General features: G+C 57.7%; 34 protein-coding genes. 2 read left to right on the forward strand and 32 right to left on the reverse strand.

The features are described 5' to 3' along the window. Positions 1–6: 6 nt before the first annotated feature. The 5 genes from msrQ to ACSQ8V_RS16650 form a co-directional block, all read right to left on the reverse strand. Positions 7–684, reverse strand: a complete 678-nt coding sequence (gene msrQ / locus ACSQ8V_RS16630; RefSeq protein ID WP_436206386.1) for a protein-methionine-sulfoxide reductase heme-binding subunit MsrQ — start codon at positions 682–684, stop codon at positions 7–9. A 16-nt stretch (positions 685–700) separates the two neighbouring features. After that, entirely contained in the window at positions 701–1684 is a 984-nt protein-coding gene (gene msrP, locus ACSQ8V_RS16635; RefSeq protein ID WP_436206387.1) for a protein-methionine-sulfoxide reductase catalytic subunit MsrP, read from the reverse strand. 170 nt (positions 1685–1854) lie between these two features. Beyond that, positions 1855–3057: a c-type cytochrome biogenesis protein CcsB gene (gene ccsB / locus ACSQ8V_RS16640; protein WP_213767118.1), complete on the reverse strand. Its 1203-nt coding sequence runs from the start codon at positions 3055–3057 to the stop codon at positions 1855–1857. Positions 3058–3061: 4 nt separating this feature from the next. Beyond that, positions 3062–5290, reverse strand: coding sequence for a cytochrome c biogenesis protein ResB (locus ACSQ8V_RS16645; RefSeq protein WP_436182857.1), 2229 nt, complete (start codon positions 5288–5290; stop codon positions 3062–3064). A gap of 248 nt (positions 5291–5538) precedes the next feature. Further along, positions 5539–6207: a c-type cytochrome gene (locus tag ACSQ8V_RS16650; RefSeq protein WP_299699862.1), complete on the reverse strand. Its 669-nt coding sequence runs from the start codon at positions 6205–6207 to the stop codon at positions 5539–5541. Positions 6208–6518: 311 nt separating this feature from the next. Between ACSQ8V_RS16650 and yihA the strand changes: the two genes are divergently transcribed. Further along, on the forward strand, positions 6519–7184 hold the full coding sequence (yihA, locus tag ACSQ8V_RS16655) for a ribosome biogenesis GTP-binding protein YihA/YsxC (protein ID WP_213767115.1): 666 nt from the start codon (positions 6519–6521) through the stop codon (positions 7182–7184). Positions 7185–7499: 315 nt separating this feature from the next. Next, positions 7500–8501 carry a porphobilinogen synthase gene (hemB, locus tag ACSQ8V_RS16660; RefSeq protein ID WP_436206388.1) on the forward strand — a complete coding sequence of 334 codons (1002 nt, stop codon included), beginning with the start codon at positions 7500–7502 and terminating at the stop codon, positions 8499–8501. Between the two features lie 185 nt (positions 8502–8686). Here hemB and dsbD read toward each other — a convergent pair whose 3' ends face one another. The 27 genes from dsbD to rplB all read right to left on the reverse strand — a co-directional run bounded on the left by dsbD (position 8687) and on the right by rplB (position 23614). Then, positions 8687–10486 (reverse strand): protein-disulfide reductase DsbD, encoded by a 1800-nt coding sequence (gene dsbD / locus ACSQ8V_RS16665; RefSeq protein ID WP_436206675.1) that lies wholly within the window; start codon positions 10484–10486, stop codon positions 8687–8689. Between the two features lie 43 nt (positions 10487–10529). Further along, positions 10530–10886: a divalent-cation tolerance protein CutA gene (gene cutA / locus ACSQ8V_RS16670; protein ID WP_436206389.1), complete on the reverse strand. Its 357-nt coding sequence runs from the start codon at positions 10884–10886 to the stop codon at positions 10530–10532. 155 nt (positions 10887–11041) lie between these two features. Beyond that, positions 11042–11437 (reverse strand): 50S ribosomal protein L17, encoded by a 396-nt coding sequence (gene rplQ / locus ACSQ8V_RS16675; RefSeq protein WP_213767111.1) that lies wholly within the window; start codon positions 11435–11437, stop codon positions 11042–11044. A gap of 142 nt (positions 11438–11579) precedes the next feature. After that, positions 11580–12557 (reverse strand): DNA-directed RNA polymerase subunit alpha, encoded by a 978-nt coding sequence (locus ACSQ8V_RS16680; protein ID WP_031361560.1) that lies wholly within the window; start codon positions 12555–12557, stop codon positions 11580–11582. A gap of 125 nt (positions 12558–12682) precedes the next feature. After that, entirely contained in the window at positions 12683–13306 is a 624-nt protein-coding gene (gene rpsD, locus ACSQ8V_RS16685) for a 30S ribosomal protein S4 (RefSeq protein ID WP_031361561.1), read from the reverse strand. A gap of 158 nt (positions 13307–13464) precedes the next feature. Continuing rightward, positions 13465–13869, reverse strand: a complete 405-nt coding sequence (gene rpsK / locus ACSQ8V_RS16690) for a 30S ribosomal protein S11 (RefSeq protein ID WP_006052224.1) — start codon at positions 13867–13869, stop codon at positions 13465–13467. A 28-nt stretch (positions 13870–13897) separates the two neighbouring features. Further along, the gene (gene rpsM, locus ACSQ8V_RS16695) at positions 13898–14263 is read right to left on the reverse strand and encodes a 30S ribosomal protein S13 (RefSeq protein ID WP_213767110.1); all 366 of its coding nucleotides are present in this window, start codon (positions 14261–14263) and stop codon (positions 13898–13900) included. A 41-nt stretch (positions 14264–14304) separates the two neighbouring features. Next, positions 14305–14421: a 50S ribosomal protein L36 gene (gene rpmJ, locus ACSQ8V_RS16700; protein ID WP_004199844.1), complete on the reverse strand. Its 117-nt coding sequence runs from the start codon at positions 14419–14421 to the stop codon at positions 14305–14307. Positions 14422–14441: 20 nt separating this feature from the next. After that, a complete protein-coding gene (gene infA / locus ACSQ8V_RS16705; RefSeq protein ID WP_047845346.1) occupies positions 14442–14660 on the reverse strand; it encodes a translation initiation factor IF-1 in 219 nt (72 codons plus the stop codon). 8 nt (positions 14661–14668) lie between these two features. Then, positions 14669–16015: a preprotein translocase subunit SecY gene (gene secY, locus ACSQ8V_RS16710; RefSeq protein ID WP_062091256.1), complete on the reverse strand. Its 1347-nt coding sequence runs from the start codon at positions 16013–16015 to the stop codon at positions 14669–14671. Positions 16016–16059: 44 nt separating this feature from the next. Continuing rightward, entirely contained in the window at positions 16060–16494 is a 435-nt protein-coding gene (gene rplO, locus ACSQ8V_RS16715; RefSeq protein ID WP_213767108.1) for a 50S ribosomal protein L15, read from the reverse strand. 29 nt (positions 16495–16523) lie between these two features. After that, positions 16524–16706, reverse strand: coding sequence for a 50S ribosomal protein L30 (gene rpmD, locus ACSQ8V_RS16720; RefSeq protein ID WP_047845343.1), 183 nt, complete (start codon positions 16704–16706; stop codon positions 16524–16526). Between the two features lie 14 nt (positions 16707–16720). Beyond that, the gene (gene rpsE, locus ACSQ8V_RS16725; RefSeq protein ID WP_031361566.1) at positions 16721–17239 is read right to left on the reverse strand and encodes a 30S ribosomal protein S5; all 519 of its coding nucleotides are present in this window, start codon (positions 17237–17239) and stop codon (positions 16721–16723) included. A 14-nt stretch (positions 17240–17253) separates the two neighbouring features. Beyond that, positions 17254–17619 carry a 50S ribosomal protein L18 gene (gene rplR, locus ACSQ8V_RS16730; RefSeq protein WP_089162634.1) on the reverse strand — a complete coding sequence of 122 codons (366 nt, stop codon included), beginning with the start codon at positions 17617–17619 and terminating at the stop codon, positions 17254–17256. Positions 17620–17631: 12 nt separating this feature from the next. Further along, entirely contained in the window at positions 17632–18165 is a 534-nt protein-coding gene (gene rplF, locus ACSQ8V_RS16735; protein WP_213767107.1) for a 50S ribosomal protein L6, read from the reverse strand. 19 nt (positions 18166–18184) lie between these two features. Beyond that, entirely contained in the window at positions 18185–18580 is a 396-nt protein-coding gene (gene rpsH, locus ACSQ8V_RS16740; protein ID WP_031361569.1) for a 30S ribosomal protein S8, read from the reverse strand. A 14-nt stretch (positions 18581–18594) separates the two neighbouring features. Further along, complete coding sequence (gene rpsN / locus ACSQ8V_RS16745) at positions 18595–18900, reverse strand: 30S ribosomal protein S14 (RefSeq protein ID WP_031361570.1); 306 nt, start codon at positions 18898–18900, stop codon at positions 18595–18597. Between the two features lie 7 nt (positions 18901–18907). Next, on the reverse strand, positions 18908–19447 hold the full coding sequence (rplE, locus tag ACSQ8V_RS16750) for a 50S ribosomal protein L5 (RefSeq protein WP_031361571.1): 540 nt from the start codon (positions 19445–19447) through the stop codon (positions 18908–18910). 13 nt (positions 19448–19460) lie between these two features. Then, on the reverse strand, positions 19461–19769 hold the full coding sequence (rplX, locus tag ACSQ8V_RS16755) for a 50S ribosomal protein L24 (protein ID WP_213767106.1): 309 nt from the start codon (positions 19767–19769) through the stop codon (positions 19461–19463). A 9-nt stretch (positions 19770–19778) separates the two neighbouring features. Beyond that, positions 19779–20147 (reverse strand): 50S ribosomal protein L14, encoded by a 369-nt coding sequence (gene rplN, locus ACSQ8V_RS16760; RefSeq protein WP_006052212.1) that lies wholly within the window; start codon positions 20145–20147, stop codon positions 19779–19781. Between the two features lie 289 nt (positions 20148–20436). Further along, positions 20437–20709, reverse strand: coding sequence for a 30S ribosomal protein S17 (gene rpsQ / locus ACSQ8V_RS16765; protein ID WP_213767105.1), 273 nt, complete (start codon positions 20707–20709; stop codon positions 20437–20439). Beyond that, positions 20706–20900, reverse strand: coding sequence for a 50S ribosomal protein L29 (gene rpmC / locus ACSQ8V_RS16770; RefSeq protein ID WP_031361575.1), 195 nt, complete (start codon positions 20898–20900; stop codon positions 20706–20708). Before rpmC ends, rpsQ begins: the two co-directional genes overlap by 4 nt. A gap of 9 nt (positions 20901–20909) precedes the next feature. Continuing rightward, positions 20910–21326 (reverse strand): 50S ribosomal protein L16, encoded by a 417-nt coding sequence (rplP, locus tag ACSQ8V_RS16775; RefSeq protein WP_031361576.1) that lies wholly within the window; start codon positions 21324–21326, stop codon positions 20910–20912. 2 nt (positions 21327–21328) lie between these two features. Further along, positions 21329–22147 carry a 30S ribosomal protein S3 gene (rpsC, locus tag ACSQ8V_RS16780; RefSeq protein ID WP_031361577.1) on the reverse strand — a complete coding sequence of 273 codons (819 nt, stop codon included), beginning with the start codon at positions 22145–22147 and terminating at the stop codon, positions 21329–21331. A gap of 11 nt (positions 22148–22158) precedes the next feature. Beyond that, positions 22159–22488, reverse strand: a complete 330-nt coding sequence (gene rplV / locus ACSQ8V_RS16785) for a 50S ribosomal protein L22 (RefSeq protein WP_031361578.1) — start codon at positions 22486–22488, stop codon at positions 22159–22161. 12 nt (positions 22489–22500) lie between these two features. Next, positions 22501–22776 carry a 30S ribosomal protein S19 gene (rpsS, locus tag ACSQ8V_RS16790; protein ID WP_031361579.1) on the reverse strand — a complete coding sequence of 92 codons (276 nt, stop codon included), beginning with the start codon at positions 22774–22776 and terminating at the stop codon, positions 22501–22503. A 10-nt stretch (positions 22777–22786) separates the two neighbouring features. Next, positions 22787–23614: a 50S ribosomal protein L2 gene (gene rplB / locus ACSQ8V_RS16795; protein ID WP_213767104.1), complete on the reverse strand. Its 828-nt coding sequence runs from the start codon at positions 23612–23614 to the stop codon at positions 22787–22789.

Genomic DNA, 23614 nt, shown 5'->3' on the forward strand with positions numbered 1-23614 from the left:
AAGCGGTTAACCCGCACGCGTCTTCATCATTCGCGACCGCAGCCAGACAATCACGCGCCACGCCAGCAACACCACCACGATCGCGCCATAGATCTTCGGCAAGATGAGATCGTGCTTGCCCGCTTTCATCCACCAGAAGTGCAGAATCGCGAGCACGGCGATCGGATAGATCAACCTATGCAGCGTTTGCCAGCGCCGACCGAGTTTTCTGAGCATCGCTTTCGGCGACGTCACGGCGAGGGGGATCAGCAGCACGAACGCCGAGAAACCAACCAGGATGAATGGCCGCTTGACGATGTCCTTGAGAATGGCGAAGACATCGAACCATTTGTCGAACCAGACGTACGTGGTGAAGTGCAGCACGACATAGAAGAACGCGAATAGTCCGAGCATCCGCCGAAAACGCAGCAGCGCGTTCAGGCCGGTCAGCCGGCGAACCGGCGTGACGGCAAGCGTGATGCACAGGAACACGAGCGTCCACAGGCCAGTCGAGCGGGTAATGAATTCGATCGGATTCGCGCCCAATCCGCCCGTGAAGCCAAGCAGCACGATGCGCGCGAGCGGATACAAACCGCCAAGAAACACAGCCACTTTCGCCGGCACGATCCAGTTCGTGCCGCCTGCGGCAACGCGCGCTACTGGCTTTATTGCCGGCTTTGTTTTGACATCGGAAGCCACAGCCATCCTTGCCCCCTAAACCCTAAAAATTGGCCTTCAAATCCATGCCGCGATACAACGACGCAACTTGATCGCCGTATCCATTGAACATCAGCGTCTTACGCTTCGGCGTGAAAAAACCGTCCTCGCCAATGCGCCGTTCCGTTGCCTGGCTCCAGCGCGGATGATCGACGTTCGGGTTCACGTTCGAATAAAACCCGTACTCGGCTGGCGCATATTCGCTCCAGCTCGTCTTCGGCTGCTTCTCGATAAACCGGATCTTCACAATCGATTTCGCGCTCTTGAAGCCATATTTCCACGGCACCACCAAACGCACCGGCGCGCCGTTCTGATTCGGCAGCACTTCACCGTACAAACCGACGGTCAGCAGCGCCAGCGGATTCATCGCCTCGTCCATGCGCAAACCTTCGGAATACGGCCAGTCGAGAATGGGGTCGGACAACCCGGACATCTGCGAGGGATCGGCGAGCGTGATGAATTGCACGTACTTCGCGTTGCCCGTCGGCTGCGCGCGCTTGATGATCTCGGACAGCGGAATACCGATCCACGGAATCACCATCGACCAGCCTTCCACGCACCGCATCCTGTAAATGCGCTCCTCGAGCGGCGCGAGTTTCACGATTTCATCGATGTCATACACCTTCGCATTCTTGATCTCGCCTTCCACCGATATCTTCCACGGCCGCGGCCGCAGCGTATGCGCGTTTTGCGCCGGATCGGCCTTGTCCGTGCCGAACTCGTAGAAGTTGTTGTAGCTCGTGATGTCCTTGAACGGCGTCACCTTGTCCAGCGCGACGAACTTCGTGTTCGTGGTCGCGGCGAGCTTTTGCCCCTTTGCATCGGGCGATGTCATCGTGGCAAGCGCTTCGCCGTTCACGCCAATGAGCCCCGTCGCGGCCAGCGCGCCCGCGGCCCGTAACACGCGACGGCGATTCTCGAAGAATGCGCGCGGCGTGATCTCGCTTCGGGCGATGTCGTTGCCGAAAAGCTGGCGTGTGTGTTTCATACCCATTTCGATGCTCCTGGAATTCGTGTTGCGGCCTGCGTCAACGTCACCGCTGCACTAGCTATATTCGTGGCAAACACCGAATCGGTTTCAGCTATTCCGCCCAGGCAATAAAAAAACCGCCAGCAAATCTTGCATGGCGGTTTTTAGACGGACCTTAGCGGCAAATGTTACAGCTTGCCGTAGCTATGAAGACCGGAGAGGAACATGTTCACGCCCAGGAACGCGAACGTGGTGACCAGCAAACCGGTCAGCGCCCACCATGCCGCCACGGATCCCCGCAGGCCCTTCATCAAGCGCATATGCAGCCACGCGGCGTAATTCAGCCAAACGATTAATGCCCACGTTTCCTTCGGGTCCCAGCTCCAGTACCCACCCCACGCTTCGGCGGCCCACAGCGCACCCAGAATGGTCGCGATGGTGAAGAACGCGAAGCCGACCGCAATCGACTTGTACATCACGTCGTCGAGCACTTCGAGCGACGGCAGGCGATCCGCCAGAATGCCGCGTTCCTTGACCAGATAAGCCACCCCGACCATGGCCGCCAACGCAAAGCTGCCATATCCGATGAAGTTCGCCGGTACGTGGATTTTCATCCACCAGCTTTGCAGCGCAGGCACGAGCGGCTGGATTTGTTGAGCGTCACGAGCGATGGAATACCACATCAGGAAGCCAACGGCCGCGCTGATCACCAGCAGCACGAAAGCGCCCATTGCACGCGTGTTGTAGTGCTGCTCGTAATACAAATAAAACAGCGACGTAATCAGGCAGAACAGCACGAAAACTTCATACAGGTTCGAAATGGGGATATGGCCCACGTCCGAACCGATCAGGTAAGACTCATACCAGCGCACCATCAGGCCGGTGAAGCCCATCAGCACTGCTGCCCAGGTCATCTTCGAGCCGATCGCGCCGCCCGTCGGCGAGCGCGAAATCAGGCCGATCCAGTAGAACACAGTGGCCAGCACGAGCAGCGCGCTCATCCACAAAATGGCCGACTGACTGGACAAGAAGTATTTGAGGAAGAAATTGGTGTCGGCGCGGGCGAGGTCCGCGTGATAAAGCTGCAAAGAAAACAGCGACATCACCGCGATGCACGCAATCAGCAGGCGTACCGGCTTCCAGCGCCATCCGAGCACCACGAACACGGGCACGGCGCAACACAGCACCAGCTTGTCGTAGTAATTCATGAACGGGTGATACCGATACAGCGCGAAACCCGCGCCGGCGACCATCGCCAGGGCGAACAGCCAGTCGGTCACACCGAGACGCTTGAGAAACGGACGTTCGTCGAAGAGGTCTGGGTCGACGGGCACCTTGCCCGCGCGTTGCTGCGCCAGAGTCGAAGTCGAGGAGGCTTGTGTGAGGTCCATGTTCTTACCGAGTTGAATCCTGCGAGCCGGAGGACTTGGTGTCCTCGAGCGTTTCCGGTGATGGCGCTACCGGCTGTGACTTGACGCCCAGCATGGCGCCGATCGCGTCGCGCGTTCGCGCGAATTCCTTTTCGAAATCGATCGTACGGCGCGCGGTGGACATTGCCATCAACACGCTCGTACCGCCCGTTGATGTGTCTTTGAGCCAAAACCAGAGACGACGTTCACGCACGTAAAACATCGAGAAAATGCCGAACACGAGCAGAAGGCTGCCAAGATACACCACTTTTTTACCCGGCGCGCGCGTCAACTGGAACACGGAAGCCTGGATCTGCCTGAACGAATCGAGTTGCAGAAAAACCGGCGATCCGTACAGAAAGCTGTCCGAAAGAGCATTGATCGACGATTGCACGAATTGCGTGTTTTTCGCGTCCGGCGGAGCCTCAGGCAGGCCGTTCTGAGCGCGCGAAATCTGCCACAGATCCCAAGTCGCGCCTTCCAGCATGCGCAGCAACAAGCCTGCCGCCTTTTCCTGCTCACCCTTGGGCACCGATTTATCGATAAAACCCGCTATTGCCTGGAAACCGCCCAATGTGGCTCCCGGCTGCCCCGGAACCGCCGCGACGCCAGTTTCGTCCGCGCCGGCGAACAGGTTCAACACCCGCGACGCACTTTCTTCCAGATGTTTCTGCAAATCCGCGTTTGCTTCCGGCACCGAGCGCTTCGCGAAACGACGCGCCGCTTCGTCGCGCATGGCGGGCGTTTCCAGCGCGGCACGCAGGTTCATCCACTGCTTGATCGAGCTTTGCTCGTCGGCGGGAATGCGCAAATAGCGGAACGGATCGTTCGGGCTGAGGCGCATGCCGGCGAGGAACATCGGCTGGCCTTGCACGTCGACGGGCAGCATGTAGTTGTTGAACTCGCGCGCCTGTCCGTCCGTGCCCCGCACCTTGTATTGCACCGATGGCCCGACGTTACGCAGATCCGTCGGCTTCGATGTCTTCGCGCCGGAACCCAGCCGTTCATCGAAAGCCTGCTTCAACGTCTGCGTCTGGCCGACACCGCGGGTATCGATCGAACCGCTGCCGTCGGTGACGTTTTCCACGTTGATCGCGCGGAAATCGGTGAATTCCACGGTTTCACCCTGTCCGCCGATAATCTGCGGGTTCATCGGCGCCGTGCCGCCAATGGCACCGTCGAACGGCGTGGTTTTCGCGCTGCCGCCGGACATGGGCCAGGCGGTCATGGAGAGTTTCGAACCACCGTCCTGAAAGCTCGATTGATAGATCGAAATGCCATCGTAGGTGAACGGTTCATTCACTTCCACCCGTGCCGGGATGCGCTTGCCGGTCGCATGATCGATCACGACGATATCGCTCGCAAACAGCTTCGGCATGCCAGTCGAGTAATAATCGACGATGAATTTATTGAGCTGAATGGAGAACGGCAGATCCTGGATCAGCGATCCGTCCTGCTGATTCAGGATGGCGGTTGCAACATGCTGCCCTTCCGGCACCCAGGCGTAACCACGGAACGTGGGATTCGACGTCGGCAGCCGGTGATTCGGGGCAATGTCGTTGATGACTTCGTTCGATGCAATCGGCGTCTTGTTGAAGAGCAACATCTGCAGCTTGATCGGCAAATTGCTGTCCAGCAAGCCGCCAATGCAGATGATCACGAACGCCAGATGCGCCGAGATATAGCCGAGCTTCGTCAGCGCGCCGCGCTTGGCCGCGATCAGCGTCGCGCCGCTCTCCGTCTCGCGCGTGACGAACTTGTAGCCCATCTTGCCCGCGAGGCGTTGCAGCTTGGCGGCGGTCTCGGCACGCGACTCGGGCACCAGCGGGAATTCGCCCTTGTGATGGAACGCGCGCAGGCTGCCTTCCCGCACCCGATCCTTCCAGCTCTTCATGTCCGCGATCATCTTCGGGCCATTGCGGATCACGCACAGCGACACTGAGATCACCAGGAACGCCAGGATCAGCAAGAACCACCACGCGCTATACACGTTGTAGAGGCTCAGGCCGCGGAAGATGTCGGCCCAGAACGGACCGAACTGATTGACGTAGTTCGGGTACGGATCTTCTTGCGTAAGAACCGTACCAATAATGCTTGCTATCGCGAGAATGACGAGCAGCGAAATAGCGAAGCGCATCGAACTAATGACTTCGATGGCCTGACGCACGCTGCTACGGCTCGACTTCGACTGCAATCCCGACGTGGTGACGCTCATTCAAACTCCGGCTGACCAGCAAAAAAGGGTGGAGACGCAAGCGGTCTTTGACCGGCGTCCCACCCTTTTTCTTATTTTGCGCGCCGGCCTCGTCGGACCGGCTTCGTAACACATTCGACTATGACTTCTCGACTATGACTCGCGCATGTGACGTCCGGGCGACGCTGCGCGCATCTTAATGCAGACCCGCGCTTGCTGCAGGCGGATCATTCGGACCATTACGGACCGTCAGTGACGGTTAATTACAGTCAATGAAGGCCTGCAATGTAGTCTGCCACCGCCTTCACTTCCGCCTCATTCAAGCGCAATGCGATGGTGTGCATTGGCTCACTGTTGTTGCGCGTACCCTGCGCAAACGCTGTGAGTTGCGCGGCCGTGTAGTCGGACCATTGTCCCGACAACCGCGGATACTGCACCGGCACGCCCATGCCGGTTGCACCATGACACGCGGCACACGCCGGGACGCCTCGGTCAGCAATGCCCCCGCGGTAGATCTTCTGCCCAACTGGCACGGTGTTCTTGTCACGCGCGTAACCCGGTTTGGCCTTCTGCGTCTCAAAATAAGCCGCCACGTTGACCATGTCCTGATCGTTCAATGCGCCCGCAATGCCCGCCATGATGGGGTTCTTGCGCGCCGGCTCTTTCGCGCCCGGCTGCGTCTTGTAATCCTTCAACTGTTTGACGATGTACTCGGCATGCTGGCCTGCGAGCTTCGGAAATGCGCCGCCGGCACTGTTGCCGTCTGCTCCGTGACACGCTGCGCAAACCTGGGTGGCAATTGCCTGGCCCCTTGTCACGTCAGGCTTGGCGGGCGTGACCGCGTCTGCCGCTTGCGCTGTGACTGTCCAGCCCACCAACCCCGCTCCTAATGCTGCTGCTAATTCCAGGACCATCAGAGTCTTGTACAGTCGGTTCATTCGAGTACCCTGTTTTTCGTCTTGTGAGAATGTGAGGTTCTGCAAAAAACGACGGTTACCGATGCACTGCAAGACACCCGACAGAGGACTCGATACGGGATAAAAAGTCACCCGGCGCGCGCCCTGAAATCTGTCTTCAAACCTGTCTCACTCCTTATCCCGCTTGGGTCTTGCGTGCCCTGGCTGGTCTTCGTACAACCGTCGTATTGTACAATAACTCGCTAAACGCAAAGACGCCAGTCGGGGCAAGCCCAGTATTCAGTGGCTCCTTACAGCTCGAGTTTCCACAGAATTTCACTTTCGGTCTTCCCATGTCGTCATTCCTGCTCCATCAAGCCCGTTTCTTTACAACGGTCAACCACCTGAAGGACCTGCCGCCGACGCCCCAGCCGGAGATCGCTTTCGCGGGCCGCTCGAATGCGGGCAAGTCGACGGCCATCAACCTGCTGTGCAACCAGAAGCGGCTGGCGTTCGCCAGCAAGACGCCCGGGCGCACACAGCACATCAACTACTTTGCAATCGGCCCGGCGGACCAGCCCAGGGCACATGTGGTCGATTTGCCGGGATATGGGTACGCGGAAGTTTCAGGTAACGCCAAGCTGCATTGGCAGCAGTTGCTGTCCACGTATTTGCAGAGCCGCGCGCAGCTGGTTGGCATGATCCTGATGATGGATTCGCGTCGTCCGCTGACCGAACTCGACAAGATCATGCTCGAGTGGTTTGCGCCCACGGGAAAGCCAATTCACGCTTTACTGACCAAATGCGACAAATTGACGCGGCAGGAAAGCATCAATACTTTGCGCGCAACCAAGAAAGCATTCGAGGAGTACACGGCGGCCGGATATCGCGGCGAATTGACGCTGCAGCTTTTCTCGGCGCTCAAGCGCGTCGGGCTCGATGAAGCCCACGAGAAAATCGAAAGCTGGCTGATTCCGAAAGCAACCGAGGAAATCGCGCCGGAAGACGAAGCGCAGTGAAATAAGGTCAAGTGCCGCCTGGGGAGAGGCGTTGAGGCGAATGTGGAGATGATTCGTAGTCGGCCGGCATAAAAAAACCCGCCGCATGACGGCGGGTCAAACAGCCTGATCGAATCCTTTACGATCATCACAGGCACCCGCTCAGGGAGGAGAAGCGGGGAGCTCGGCGCCAGGCGCCTACCTCGATCGGTATGATATACCATTGTCTCGAAATGGTTCTGGAGGCGGTACTGCCCCATGCCTGTGGCGGTTGCGGCAGTTGAGCCTGCGGCCGTTCCCCTGATCGCGTTATCCATCATCCCCTCAAGTCAAGTCATGAGCTTCTATCCGCATCATCGTCCGCGCCGCATGCGCCGTGACGACTTTTCGCGCCGCCTGATGCGCGAAAACCTGCTGACCACAAACGATCTGATCTATCCCGTTTTCATTGTCGAGGGATCGAACGTGCGTCAGGCCGTTACGCCCATGCCTGGCGTCGAGCGCACATCAGTTGATTTGCTCATGAAAGTGGCCGAGCAGTGCGTCGAACTGGGCGTGCCGGTCATCTCGCTGTTCCCGGCGATTGAACCCTCGCTGAAAACGCTGGATGGCCGCGAAGCGACAAACCCCGAAGGCCTGATTCCGCGTGCTGTGCGCGAGTTGAAGAAGCACTTTCCCGAACTGGGCGTACTCACTGACGTTGCCCTCGACCCGTACACCAGCCACGGACAGGACGGTGTCCTCGACGAACATGGCTACGTCATCAACGACGAAACCAGCGAAATTCTCGTCGAACAGGCGCGTGCGCAAGCCGAAGCGGGCGTGGATATCGTTGCGCCATCGGACATGATGGACGGACGGATTGGCGCAATTCGCGAAATGCTCGAGAGCGATGGACACATCCACACGAAGATCATGGCGTACGCTGCGAAGTACGCGTCGGCGTTCTACGGCCCGTTCCGCGATGCGGTCGGTTCCGCTGCGAACCTCGGCAAGAGCAACAAGATGACGTATCAAATGGACCCGTCGAATTCCGATGAAGCCCTGCGCGAAGTACGGATGGATATCGAGGAAGGCGCGGACATGGTGATGGTCAAGCCGGGTATGCCGTATCTGGATATCGTGTATCGCGTGAAGGAGGAGTTTCGCTTTCCGACTTACGTGTACCAGGTAAGCGGCGAGTACGCGATGATCAAGGCCGCCGCACAAAACGGCTGGCTCGATCACGACAAGGCGGTCATGGAGTCGCTGCTCGCATTCAAGCGCGCGGGGGCCGATGGCGTGCTCACGTATTTCGCGCTGGATGCCGCACGGCTTTTGCGAGCGTCTTCGAAGTAACGGGATCGGCGAGTTGTGGGGTGTTGACGCGGTGGCGCGGTGGCTCGTGGCTTGGAGAGCGTCGTCGCCCGATTGCTTGGCGTCGTGGCGTTGTCAGGACCGCGCGATGGCTCGAATTGCTGATCCTGGAGAAACACAACGCACGTCCGGATTCCGAACGCACGTCAATTTACTCGCGTCGAAAATCACGTCGTAGGAACGGAGAGCTTGTCCAGGCTCTTCAAGAACGTATCCGCCGACTCGTATCCAACGACCCGCACCACTTCGTTGCCTTGCGCGTCGAAGAAGATGATGCCCGGCGGCCCGAACAGTTTGAAGCGCTTGAGCAATGCCTGATCGTCGAGATTATTCGCCGTGACGTCTGCGCGCAGCAGGTTAAGTTGCGCCAGGCGCGCGCGTACTCGCGGGTCGCTGAACGTGAGATGTTCCATCTCTTTGCACGATACGCACCAGTCGGCATAGAAATCGAGCATGGCCGGGCGCCCGGCGGCCTTGAGCGCCAGATCCAGTTCCGCCGACGACCTGACCGGCGCGAAAGTCTCCCCTGGCGCTGATTGCTGTGCGGTGGCCTCGGTACCGGAACCTGTCCGCGCCGTAAATACAGCAAGTGGCCGAAGCGGATCCGTAGATCCCGCCGCGAGCCCGACGAGCAACGTAGCCCCCCAGATAGCGAGCGCGGCGCCGAATCCCCGACCTAGCTTGCGCCATATCGACACCACCGCAGCACCCGACGTAAATAGCCCCAGCGCGGCCGCCGCTATAAGCAGCCACAACGCTGCCAAAGCCATCTGCGCGACCGCACTCAGCACTGGCCACACGATCCACAATGCCGCCGCCAGCAACACGACGCCAAAGAACACCTTCACGCCGTCCATCCAGTTCCCTGCGCGCGGCAGCAGCGTGCCTGCGCCAAGCCCGATGATCAGCAGCGGCACGCCGAGCCCAACGCCCATGGAGAACAACGCAGCACCGCCGAGCAGCGCACTGCCCGTATGCGCGATGAATGCGAGCACGGCGAAGAGCGGCGCGGTCATGCACGCTCCGACCACGAGCGCCGACAACGCGCCCATTACGACAACAGCGACAACCTTCCCTCCCGATCGCTTCTGCGACGCCTGATTGACGCTGTTTTGCCAGCGCGCGGGCAATGCAATATCGACACCGGCAATCAGCGTGAGCGCGAATACCGCCAGCAGCACGCCGAACGCGCCGAGCACCCAGGGGTTCTGGAGCCACGCGCCAAGACTCTGCCCGATCATCGCGGCGAGCACGCCTAGCGCCGTGTAGACGAGCGCCATGCCAAGCACATACGCCGCCGATAACCCGAACCCTCGCGATCGCGTCACGCGCGCGCCTTCCCCGATGATGATCGCTGAAAGAATGGGAATCATCGGGTAAGAGCAAGGCAGCAAGCTCAACACGACGCCCGCCACGAAGTACAAGCCGATGATCGCGAAAAAGCCTCCGCTTTCGAGCAGGGATTGCGCGTAGTCAGCGTTGGTCGCGCGTTCGTACCAAGGCACTTCACTGGTGCTGGCCGATAGTGCCTGACCACTGACATTGGCGGCTTGCAGCGCGGCTCCGCTTACATGGTAAACGCGCTCCATCGGCGGATAACAAATGCCCTGGTCGGCACAACCCTGCGACGTGACGGCAACATCAAAGGGGCCGGAGGCCTGCTTCACCGGAATCCGGATCACAAGTTCGCCGCGATACGTTTCCACGTCCTTGTTGAACGTCTGATCGAAGTGAACCTTGCCTGCGGGTAATTGCGGCTCGCCAAGCGTCGCCGTGCCATTCCTCACCGCAAACGCAAAACGCTCGCGGTACATGTAATACCCATCTGCGACCTTATATCGCACATCGATCTCGCCCGGTTTCTCCGTGGCGCTGAATTTAAACGCGACGGCGGGGTCGAGAAAGTCATCGGCGGCGTGGCTTGGCGAGATCGAGTAGAGCAGCAGCACGAAACACGACACCAGCATGAGCACTGCGTCGAGCGGCCGGCGCGCGGAGAAGGCAAAGGGCTTAAACATTAAGAGGACGTTGAGTTTCCGCGGTGATCCATTGCCCATAGGCAGCCGATGCATCCGCCTGCCACGAGACAATTTCAGGTGTTTCATAAGGATGATTCGCTTCGATAAAACGCGTCAGTTCGTCGCCGCGTGCGAGGCTCGTCTTGAACAGAAGCTGAAGCTCCTCGGCAGCCTCTACCTTACCGTTCCACCGATACCGCGACTTGACCATGCCGAACTCCGTCACACAGGCAGCAAGCCGTGTGTCTATTACTTGTTGCGCGAGCGCTGACGCCGCCTCGCTGTCGGGCAATGTCGTAAGAACGAGGACAACGGGCGTGTTCACGGAAAGCTCCGATACGATGGACATTCACGCAATCCTAGCACTGCCCGTCGACAACCCGCATTCAGCCAATTGGCCTATGACCCGCGGCGCAAGCGTTGGCTACCAGCAATTCAAACCCCGTGCACAATACAAAAAGGCCAAGCAAAAGCTTGGCCTTTTTCGATCAACAGCGTGCTAGCTTATTCAGCTTCTTGCACGTCGTCGCCGTCAGCGAGTTCCGGACGATCCATCAGCATGACCAGCGCCATCGGCGCGTTGTCACCATTACGGAAGCCGAACTTCAGGATGCTCAGATATCCACCCGGACGCTTTTCAAAGCGCGGGCCGAGTACTTCGAACAGCTTCGCGACGGAGTCACGATCGCGCAGGCGGTTAAACGCCAGACGACGATTTGCCAGCGACGGCTTCTTGCCGAGCGTGATCAGCGGCTCGACAACTTTACGGAGTTCTTTAGCTTTCGGCAGCGTCGTCTTGATGACTTCGTGCGCGATCAGCGAGTTCGACATATTACGGAGCATAGCCAGACGGTGGCTGCTCGTGCGGTTCAGTTTCCGCAAACCATGTTTATGGCGCATTTTGAATTTCCTAATTAAACAAGTTTAGATCCAGCTCTTCTATTGCGTCTCTTTTGAGCGCACGGGCCGGTCGTAGAAAAAGCAAGATGCGGATTTTAAAGGAAAATCCGCATCTTTGCCAGTCAAGCGTACTGCTTGAACCTTACTTGTCGAGACCAGCCGGCGGCCAGTTTTCGAGTTTCATACCCAACGTCAGACCACGCGAAGCCAGGACTTCCTTGATCTCGTTCAGCGATTTGCGACCGAGATTAGGCGTCTTGAGCAATTCGTTTTCCGTGCGTTGAATCAAATCGCCGATGTAATAGATGTTCTCGGCCTTCAGGCAGTTCGCGGAACGAACCGTCAGTTCGAGATCGTCCACCGGACGCAACAGGATCGGATCGATCTGCGGCGCGCGCGACGGTGCTTCTGCCGCTGCTTCCGTGCCTTCCAGTGCCGCGAATACCGACAACTGGTCGACCAGGATACGAGCCGATTGACGAATTGCTTCCTCGGGCGAAATCACGCCGTTGGTTTCAATGTTCATCACGAGCTTGTCGAGGTCGGTACGCTGCTCAACGCGAGCGCTTTCAACGGCGTAGCTCACGCGGAGCACCGGCGAAAACGACGCGTCAAGCACGATACGGCCAATGATCTTCGCCGAATCTTCGCCATAACGGCGCACGTTGCCCGGCACATAACCGCGGCCTTTTTCGATCTTGATCTGAACGTCGAGCTTGCCGCCCTTCGACAGATGCGCAATCACGTGATCCGGATTGATAACTTCGCAATCGTGCGCGAGTTCGATATCGCCGGCCGTGACAACGCCTTCGCCTTCCTTGCGCAGCGTAACCGTGACTTCATCGCGGTTATGCAGCTTGAAAACGACGCCCTTCAAATTCAACAGCAGGTTGACCACATCTTCTTGCACGCCGTCGAGCGTAGAATATTCATGCACGACGCCAGCAATCGTCACTTCGGTCGGCGCATAACCAATCATCGACGACAACAGCACACGCCGAAGCGCGTTACCCAAGGTGTGACCATAACCGCGTTCGAACGGCTCCATGACCACTTTCGCGTGACTGTCGCCAAGCGATTCAACTGCAATAATCTTGGGCTTCAACAAACTGGTTTGCATAGGTTTTCCTTTTCAATACCCTCGGCTCGTTACGCCGATAAGGCTGACCGGTGACAACCCGAAAATAGACAGCCGAGGTAGCCCCTTGCCTTCGGCAATCAGGGCTCCCCGGCCGTTAATCCGATTTACCGCGAATACAATTCGACGATCAGGCTTTCGTTGATGTCGCCAGCGATATCGCTGCGTTCCGGCATCGACTTGAACGTGCCTTCGAACTTCTTGGCATCGACCGCAACCCAGCTCGGCATTCCGCCTTGCTCGGCCAGATTCAGCGCTTCCAGAATCCGCACTTGCTTCTTCGACTGTTCGCGAACAGCAACCACGTCACCAGCCTTGACTTGCATCGACGGGATGTTGTTCACAACGCCGTTCACCGTGATCGACTTGTGACCGACCAGTTGACGCGCTTCAGCACGCGTCGAGCCGAAGCCCATGCGATACACGACGTTGTCGAGACGCGACTCAAGCAATTGCAGCAGGTTTTCGCCCGTCGGGCCCTTGCGGCGATCGGCTTCAGCGAAGTAACGGCGGAACTGACGTTCGAGCACGCCGTAAATACGCTTCACTTTTTGCTTTTCACGCAACTGCGTACCGTAGTCGGACGTACGAGCGCCAGACGTGCGGCCATGCTGACCCGGCTTGCTATCGAGCTTGCACTTGTCGGCGAGGGAGCGGCGTGCGCTCTTCAGGAAAAGATCAGTACCTTCACGGCGGGACAGCTTTGCTTTAGGACCGGTATAACGTGCCACTTTGCATCCTTAATAATTGATCACGCGAAGGTCGTTCGCGCTAGTTCGAACTCGATGGATCGAACGGTGGGCTTAGTCAGTATTCTTAACGCTGATTCCATAACGCAAGCAACCTGTCGACGCGCGAGCGTCAACAGGTCAAGGCGCTACGCGACGTCTTAGATCCGACGACGCTTCGGCGGACGGCAACCGTTATGCGGAACCGGTGTCACGTCGGAGATTGCGGTGATCTTGATGCCAAGACCATGCAGCGCACGCACCGCCGATTCACGGCCAGGACCGGGGCCCTTGATCCGCACTTCGAGGTTCTTCACGCCGTATTCCATCGCCACGCGACCAGCCGATTCAGCTGCAACCTGAGCAGCAAAGGGAGTCGATTTACGCGAACCCTTGAAGCCCTGGCCACCCGACGTTGCCCAGGCGAGTGCATTGCCTTGGCGATCGGTGATCGTGATGATGGTGTTGTTGAACGACGCGTGAACGTGAACTACGCCCTCGGCGACGTTCTTCTTTACCTTCTTGCGAACGCGTTGCGCCGCGGAGTTGTTCGAAGCCTTAGCCATTACGTTTTCCTGTAACTATCAATTCCGCTTACTTCTTCAGCGATTGCGCTGCACGACGCGGACCCTTACGGGTACGGGCATTCGTACGTGTGCGCTGACCACGCATGGGCAAGCCCTTGCGATGGCGCACGCCACGATAGCAGCCCAGGTCCATCAGGCGCTTGATGTTCATCGTCACTTCGCGACGCAGGTCGCCTTCGACGATGAACTTACCTACTTCTTCTCGCAGCTTTTCGAGGTCTGCGTCGTCGAGGTCTTTGACCTTCTTCGAAAATTCCACACCAGACGCTACGCAAATGTTGCGAGCGCGCGTGCGACCGATACCGAAAATTGCCGTGAGGCCGATTTCAGTATGCTGGTGATTCGGGATGTTAACCCCTGCGATACGAGCCATTGTTTTTCCTCAAACAAAAAGCGCAAGCAAAAGCGCGGCGTTCAGCCTTGACGCTGTTTGTGGCGCGGATCAGAGCTGCAAATCACGCGCACAACGCCCTTGCGCTTGATGATCTTGCAATTGCGGCAAATGCGCTTAACCGATGCCATCACTTTCATGATATTACCCTTTTTTCAAATCACTTCGCCCGGAACACGATCCGTGCACGAGACAGATCGTAAGGCGTCAATTCAACCGTTACCTTGTCGCCTGGAAGAATGCGGATGTAATGCATCCGCATCTTCCCGGATATGTGCCCAAGAACCACATGGCCATTTTCCAACCTAACCCGGAAAGTAGCATTGGGAAGGTTTTCAACCACCTCACCCTGCATCTGGATTACATCGTCTTTGGCCATAGTCCTTATTAGCGCATAGGGACGTTACTGCCTTTGAAGTTGGCCTTCTTGAGCAGCGATTCATACTGTTGCGACATAACGTAGGACTGCACCTGCGCCATGAAATCCATCGTGACCACGACAATGATCAGCAGCGACGTTCCACCGAAATAAAACGGCACGTTCCAACGCAGCACCAGAAATTCCGGCAGCAAGCAAACGAACACGATGTAGATCGCACCGGCCAGCGTCAAACGCGTGAGGATCCGATCAATATACCGAGCCGTCTGGTCACCAGGACGAATCCCGGGAACGAAGGCACCGCTTTTCTTCAGGTTGTCGGCCGTCTCTCTGCTGTTGAACACCAACGCGGTGTAGAAGAAGCAGAAGAAAACGATCGCCATTGCGTACAGCAACACATACACCGGTTGACCGGGCTTCAGAGCCTCAGCAACGCCATGCAACGTGTTCGCAAACCAGCCGGTCCGCGTACCCGAACTAAACCAGTTCAGGATAGTTGCCGGGAACAGGATGATCGACGACGCAAAGATCGGCGGAATCACGCCCGACATATTCAACTTCAGCGGCAAATGCGACGACTGACCGCCATAAATCTTGTTTCCGACCTGACGCTTCGCGTAATTCACGAGGATCTTGCGCTGACCGCGTTCGATGAACACCACCACGAACGTGACCGCCGCAATCAGCACGACGACAATAATCGCCGAGATGATACTCATGGAACCGGTGCGAACCAGTTCGAAGAGACCACCGATCGCGTTCGGGAAACCCGCCGCGATACCACCGAAAATGATGATCGAGATACCGTTACCCAGTCCGCGTTCCGTGATCTGCTCACCCAGCCACATCAGGAACATCGTGCCGGTCACCAGCGTCACGACTGTCGTCAACCGGAACACCATGCCTGGATCAATAACGAGCCCAGCCTGATTTTCCAGCGCCACCGCAATGCCGAATGCTTGAAACGTAGCCAGAACAACCGTGAAGTAACGCGTGTACTGCGTAATCTTCCGCTGCCCCGCCTGCCCTTCTTTCTTCAGCGCTTCCATTTGCGGCGAAACGATCGACAGCAGCTGCATGATGATCGACGCCGAGATGTACGGCATGATCCCAAGCGCGAAGATCGTGAACCTGGACAGTGCGCCACCCGAGAACATGTTGAACATGCCTAAGATGCCGCCTGACTGGCTCTGGAAAAGCTTCGCCAGCTGATCCGGGTCGATACCCGGCACCGGAATATGCGCACCGATACGGTAGACGATCAGCGCCAGCAGCAAGAACATTGCACGCCGACGCAGATCGCCGAACTTCGCAGCGCTTCGACCGGATTTTGCGAGACTCGGGCTATTAGCCAAGAACCTTCTCCGATGCTTTCGCTAACAACGACAACATGCGCTCGTTACTCAGCGAACGAGCCGCCGGCGGCTTCAATCGCAGCACGGGCACCCTTCGTAGCGATGAGGCCCTTGACCGTGATCTTGCGCGTCAGTTCGCCCGTCTTGATGATCCGTGCGCTCGTAATGAGCACACCGACCAGACCGGCTTGCTTCAAAGCCAGCAAATCGACTTCGTCGACCGGCAGCTTCTCGAGATCCGACAAACGCACTTCGCCCACGAACTCATGCGTCAGCGAGCTGAAACCGCGCTTCGGCAGACGACGTTGCAAAGGCATCTGACCGCCTTCGAAGCCGACTTTATGAAAGCCGCCCGAACGCGATTTCTGACCTTTGTGACCGCGACCTGCAGTCTTGCCCAGGCCGGAACCGATACCGCGGCCAACGCGACGCTTTGCGTGCTTCGCGCCTTCTGCCGGCTTAAGGTTATTCAAATCCATATTCAACTCCTTGATCCCTGGTCAGCCGCTTAGCTGAGGACTTTGACAAGGTACGAGACCTTGTTGATCATCCCGCGCACTGCCGGCGTGTCCTGCAGTTCGCTAACCGAGTTGAGTCGGCGCAGGCCCAGACCACGCACCGTTGCACGGTGCGTTTCACGGGTCCCAATCAGGCTCTTCACGAGCTGAACCTTGACAGTTTTATCAGACATGGTGACCACCTGGCTTAGCCCAAAATATCTTCGACGGACTTGCCGCGCTTCGCCGCGATATCACCCGGCGTGGACTGCTTGCGCAGACCGTCGAGCGTTGCACGAACGAGGTTGTACGGATTCGTCGAACCGTGGCTCTTCGCCACAACGTTTTGAACGCCCATCACGTCGAACACTGCGCGCATCGGGCCGCCGGCGATAACACCCGTACCATCTTTGGCCGGAGCCAGAAGAACTGCGGATGCGCCATGCTTACCATGCACTTCGTGTTGCAGCGTACCGTTCTTCAACGGTACCTTGAACATGTTGCGGCGTGCTTGTTCCATTGCCTTTTGAACAGCAACCGGAACTTCCTTCGCTTTGCCCTTGCCCATGCCGATGCGGCCATCGCCGTCGCCAACCACGGTCAGTGCGGCAAAACCGAGAATCCGGCCGCCCTTCACCACCTTGGTCACGCGATTGACCGCGATCATCTTTTCACGGAGGCCGTCGTCGCGTTCTTCAGCCTTCACATTCGCTTGCATCTTTGCCATGACGAATTCTTCCCTTAGAACTTGAGTCCGGCTTCGCGTGCCGCATCAGCCAGCGCTTTCACGCGGCCGTGGTAACGGAAACCTGAACGGTCGAAGGCGACGGATTCGACGCCGGCTGCCTTGGCTTTTTCAGCAATACGCTTACCGACAGCGATCGCAGCATTGACGTTGCCGCCCTTACCCGACTTGTCGGCCAGTTCGGCACGCACTTCAGCTTCGAGCGTCGACGCGCTAGCCAGCACCTTGGTGCCGCACGGCGAGAACACTTGCGCATAGATATGCGTGTTCGTGCGATGCACAGCCAGACGTGCGACCTGCAGCTCAGCGATCTTGACGCGCGTCTGTTTAGCGCGGCGCAGGCGAGATTGAGTCTTATCCATGATTGCGCACCCTTACTTCTTCTTCGTTTCTTTGAGGAGTACGACTTCGCCGAAGTAGCGCACGCCCTTGCCCTTGTAGGGCTCCGGCGGACGGTAACCGCGAACTTCCGCAGCGACCTGGCCAACTTTCTGCTTGTCGATCCCCTTGATCACGATTTCGGTTTGCGTCGGGGTTTCAACTTTGACGCCTTCCGGCATCGAGTGCACCACGGGGTGCGAGAAACCCAGCGACAGATTCAGCTTGTCGCCCTGCGCCTGCGCGCGATAACCAACGCCAACCAGCGTCAGCTTGCGCTCGAAACCCTTCGTAACGCCATTCACCATGTTCGCCACGAGGGCGCGCATCGTGCCCGACATCGCATTCGCTTCACGGCTTTCATCAGCCGGTGCGAAGTTGAGCGTGCCGTTGTCGTTTGCTACCGTAACAAGCGGGTTGGCCGCTTGCGTAATCGTACCCAGCGGGCCCTTGACGGTGATTACTTCGCCGCTAAAGGCCACTTCCGCGCCTTGCGGCAGCGTAATCGGGCTTTTACCTACTCGAGACATGTTTCTTCTCCTTTTCGGCTTAAGCGACGTAGCAGAGGACTTCGCCGCCGACGCCGGTCTGGCGCGCCTTGCGGTCGGTCATCACACCCTGGGGCGTCGACACGATTGCAACGCCAAGACCGTTCATGACAACCGGAATGTCGTTACGACCGCGATACACACGCAGACCAGGCTTCGAAACGCGTTCAATGCGCTCAATAACCGGACGGCCAGCGTAGTACTTCAACGCGATATTCAATTCCGACTTCGCACCTTCAGACTTCACTGCGAAATCGTCGATATAACCTTCGTCCTTCAAAACCTGCGCAATCGCAACCTTGACTTTCGACGAGGGCATTGTCACCGATACTTTCTCAACCATCTGCGCATTGCGGATGCGAGTCAGCATATCGGCGATAGGATCACTCATACTCATTTAGATATCTCCTATTACCAGCTCGCCTTGGTCAGGCCAGGGATTTCGCCGCGGAAAGCGATTTCGCGAATCTTGCTGCGTGCCAATCCGAATTTGCGGAACGTGCCACGCGGACGACCCGTGATCGCGCAGCGGTTACGCTTGCGAGTGGGGTTCGAGTTGCGGGGCAGTTGTTGCAGTTCAAGACGAGCGGCATAACGCTCTTCGTCCGACTTGCTCGCGTCATCAATGACCGCCTTCAGCGCCGTACGCTTGGGAGCGTACTTTGCAGCCAGGCGAGCACGCTTCTTTTCACGTTCGATCAGTGCCAGTTTAGCCACGGTAACCTCAGTTTCTGAACGGGAACTTGAAGCTGGCGAGCAGTGCCTTTGCTTCATCGTCAGTCTTCGCGGTCGTCGTGATGCTGATATTCAGCCCACGAAGCGCGTCGATCTTGTCGTAATCGATCTCGGGGAAAATGATCTGCTCTTTCACACCGATGTTGTAGTTGCCGCGACCGTCGAACGCACGACCCGATACACCGCGGAAGTCACGAACCCGGGGGAGCGCAACCGTCACGAAACGATCGAGAAATTCGTACATGGCCTGGCCGCGCAGCGTAACCATCGCGCCGATCGGGTAGCCCTGACGAATCTTGAAGCCAGCGATAGCCTTGCGTGCCTTCGTGATAACCGGCTTTTGGCCAGCAATCTTCGTCAGGTCGCCAACGGCGTTTTCGATGATCTTCTTGTCGGCGACGGCTTCACCAAGACCCATATTCAGGGTGATCTTGGTAATGCGCGGCACTTCCATTACGGACTTGTAGCCGAACTTCTCAACGAGGCCGGGTACAACTTTTTCTTTATAAAACTCATGCAGACGTGCCATTTTTTACTCCGCGTCAGACGCTAAGCGTGGCACCGGTCGACTTCAAGAAGCGTACCTTCTTGTCGTTCTCGACCTTGATGCCCACACGTGACGCCTTGCCATTCGCGTCGACCAATGCGACGTTCGAAATATGCAGCGGCATCGTCTTGGCTTCCACGCCGCCCGTCGTACCCTTCATCGGGTTCGGCTTGACATGCTTCTTGACGAGGTTGATACCCTCGACCGTCACACGCTCTTCGCCAACGGACAGCACGACACCGCGCTTGCCTTTATCTTTGCCAGCGGTAACGATAACTTCGTCACCTTTGCGAATCTTATTCATCGCGACTCCTTACAGCACTTCCGGCGCGAGCGAAACGATCTTCATAAATCGTTCACTACGCAATTCACGCGTAACCGGTCCGAAAATACGCGTACCGATAGGCTCGAGCTTGGCATTCAAAAGTACGGCGGCATTACCGTCGAACTTGATCAGCGAGCCGTCCTGGCGGCGCACGCCCTTGGCCGTACGAACGACCACAGCGTTGTAGATTTCGCCCTTCTTCACGCGTCCGCGCGGCGTTGCTTCCTTGACGGTCACCTTGATGATGTCGCCAATGCTAGCGTAACGACGCTTCGAGCCGCCGAGCACCTTGATGCACATCACTTCACGTGCACCTGTGTTGTCGGCAACTTCAAGCCGAGTTTCGGTCTGAATCATGGTTTATCTTTCCCAACTTAATCCAGTTACGCCACCATGGCTTAACCGGTCAGTCTTGGTCCCGTCAGCCTGGTGGCTGCTTGGGTTAGAACAGGCAGCGAGGGCAGACGAAACCCGCCATCGCAATCCGGTGAATCTGTCAGCACAAGCTTGGCGCCTGCACTGGCTTCCCCCACCAACTTCGCCCGCGATGGGGCTCCCACAAAGAGGGAAGACCGAAATTATAACGCATAATTTCGGTCTGGCAAGCGAAAGTTACTGCGATACTTCTTTTACCGCTTTTTGACGCTTAGATTACGCGAGCCGTCTCAAGCAACTTCGACACAACCCAGGCTTTCGTCTTCGAAATCGGACGGGTTTCCTGGATCTCGACGAGATCGCCTTCGTTGTACGTGTTCGCGTCGTCGTGAGCGTGATACTTCTTCGACCGTACGACGTACTTGCCGTAGATCGGATGCTTTACGCGATGCTCAACCAGCACGGTGACCGTCTTTTCCATCTTGTTGCTGACGACCTTGCCGACCAGCGTCCGCTTGAGCGAGGTTTTTACGCTATCGTTCATTTCTGGTTCGCCTTCTCAGTCAGGACGGTCCGCACACGAGCGATGTCGCGACGAACCTTCTTCAATTGACTGTTGTTGGTCAATTGCTGGGTCGCGAGTTGCATGCGCAGGCCGAATTGCGCCTTCAGCAGGTCCGTCAGCTCTTGATTGAGCCCAGCCTGGTCTTTCTGGTGAAGTTCGGAAGCCTTCATCATTGCTCCTTAGGCGCCGAGCTGGCGTGAAACGAAGTACGTCTTCAGCGGCAGCTTAGCTGCAGCCAGACGGAACGCTTCACGTGCCAACTCTTCAGTAACACCGTCCATTTCATACAACATCTTGCCCGGTTGAATCTCTGCGACGTAGTACTCAGGGTTACCTTTACCGTTACCCATCCGTACTTCAGCCGGCTTTTGCGAGATCGGCTTGTCCGGGAAAATGCGGATCCAGATACGGCCGCCACGTTTAATGTGACGCGTCATTGCACGACGCGCCGCTTCGATTTGGCGCGCGGTCAAACGGCCGCGACCGATAGCTTTCAGACCATATTCACCGAACGACACTGCGTTGCCGCGCGTCGCCTTGCCGGTGTTACGACCCTTTTGCTCTTTGCGATACTTTCTGCGTTTCGGTTGCAGCATCGTTATTCTCCAGTCTTCCCGTCGCCGCCGGCACCGCCAGCACGACGGGGAGCGCCTGCACCACGGCGCGCACCTGCGTTTGCCGGACCACCACCTTCACCATCACGACGCGGACGGCGATCGCCACCCGGACGTGCGTTGCGGCGCGGACGCTTGTCTTCGGCTACTTCTTCGACTACCGGTGCATCATTGCGGCCCAGCGTGTCGCCCTTGTAGACCCACACTTTGACGCCGATGATGCCGTAGGTCGTCTTCGCTTCCGACGTTGCGTAGTCGATATCAGCACGCAGCGTGTGAAGCGGAACGCGACCTTCGCGATACCACTCCGTACGAGCGATTTCGATACCGTTCAACCGGCCAGCGCTCATGATCTTGATGCCTTGAGCACCCAGACGCATGGCGTTTTGCATCGCACGCTTCATCGCGCGGCGGAACATGATCCGGCGCTCGAGCTGTTGCGTGATCGAGTCGGCGATCAGTTGCGCGTCGGTTTCCGGCTTACGGATTTCTTCGATGTTGACGTGGACCGGAACGCCCATGCGGCGTTGCAGTTCCGTCTTCAACAGTTCGATATCCTCGCCCTTCTTGCCGATCACTACACCCGGACGCGAGCTGTAAATCGTGATACGTGCATTCTTCGCCGGACGCTCGATGACAACCCGACCTACCGAAGCGTTTTTCAGCTTCTTCTTCAGGTATTCACGAACGCCGATGTCTTCCTGCAGCATCGATGCGAAATTGGTGTTGTTCGCGTACCAACGCGACGCCCAATTTCGGCTGACAGCCAGACGGAAGCCTGTCGGATGAATTTTTTGTCCCATCGTATGGCTCCTTAATTCCCGACTGTCACAGTGATGTGACAGGATTGCTTCTCGATACGGTTACCACGGCCTTTTGCGCGCGCGGTGAATCGCTTCAGGGAAGCTGCCTTGTCGACCATGATGCTCGTTACTTTGAGCTCGTCGATGTCGGCGCCTTCGTTGTGTTCCGCATTCGCGATCGCTGACAGCACGACCTTCTTGACAATACCCGCCGCCTTCTTCGGCGAGAACGTAAGAACGTTCAACGCCTTGTCGACCGGCAAACCACGGATCTGGTCAGCCACAAGGCGCGTTTTCTGCGCCGAGATGCGGGCACCGCGATGAATAGCTTTTACTTCCATCTTGATAGCCCCTTATTTCTTGGCCTTCTTGTCGGCTGCATGACCCTTGAACGTACGGGTCAATGCGAACTCGCCAAGTTTGTGGCCGACCATGTTTTCCGAAACATAAACCGGGACGTGTTGACGGCCGTTATGTACGGCGATCGTCAGACCGATGAAGTCCGGCAGGATCGTCGAACGACGCGACCAGGTCTTGATCGGCTTCTTGTCACGCGCAGCTGCGGCAGCCTCAACTTTCTTCAGCAAATGAGCGTCGCAGAACGGACCTTTTTTAACAGAACGTGCCATTGCTTACTCCTTAGCGCTTGTGACGGCGCTGAACGATCATCGTCGTCGTGCGCTTGTTGCTGCGTGTACGATAACCCTTAGCCGGGGTTCCCCACGGGCTGACCGGATCGCGACCTGCTGCCGTCTTACCTTCACCACCACCGTGCGGGTGATCAACCGGATTCATTGCAACGCCACGCACCGTCGGGCGGATACCACGCCAGCGGTTAGCACCAGCCTTACCGATTTGACGGAGGCTATGCTCTTCGTTGCCAACTTCACCAATCGTCGCGCGGCACTCAACGTGCACACGGCGAATTTCACCCGAACGCAGGCGAACCTGAGCGTACGTGCCTTCGCGAGCCAGCAGCATCGCGGATGTACCAGCCGAACGCGCCATTTGCGCACCCTTGCCCGGCAACATCTCGACGCAGTGAATCGTCGTACCGACCGGAATGTTGCGGATCGGCAAGGTGTTACCCGAGCGGATCGGCGCTTCCGAACCAGACATCAACGATTGACCCACCGTCGCACCCTTCGGAGCAATGATGTACGTGCGCTCGCCGTCTGCGTACAGAACCAGCGCGATGTTCGCGCTACGGTTCGGATCGTACTCAAGACGTTCGATCTTTGCCGGAATGCCGTCCTTGATGCGACGGAAATCGACGATACGATACTGTTGCTTGTGACCACCACCCTTGTGACGGACGGTGATACGACCGGAGTTATTCCGGCCGGCAGTCACGGACTGTGAGTCGAGCAGCGCTGCGTGCGGCTTGCCCTTGTACAGATCCTTGTTGACCACCTTGACCATCGCGCGGCGACCCGGCGAAGTCGGCTTAACTTTTACGATTGCCAT

Source organism: Caballeronia sp. LjRoot31, assembly GCF_964253885.1.
Taxonomy (GTDB): domain Bacteria; phylum Pseudomonadota; class Gammaproteobacteria; order Burkholderiales; family Burkholderiaceae; genus Caballeronia.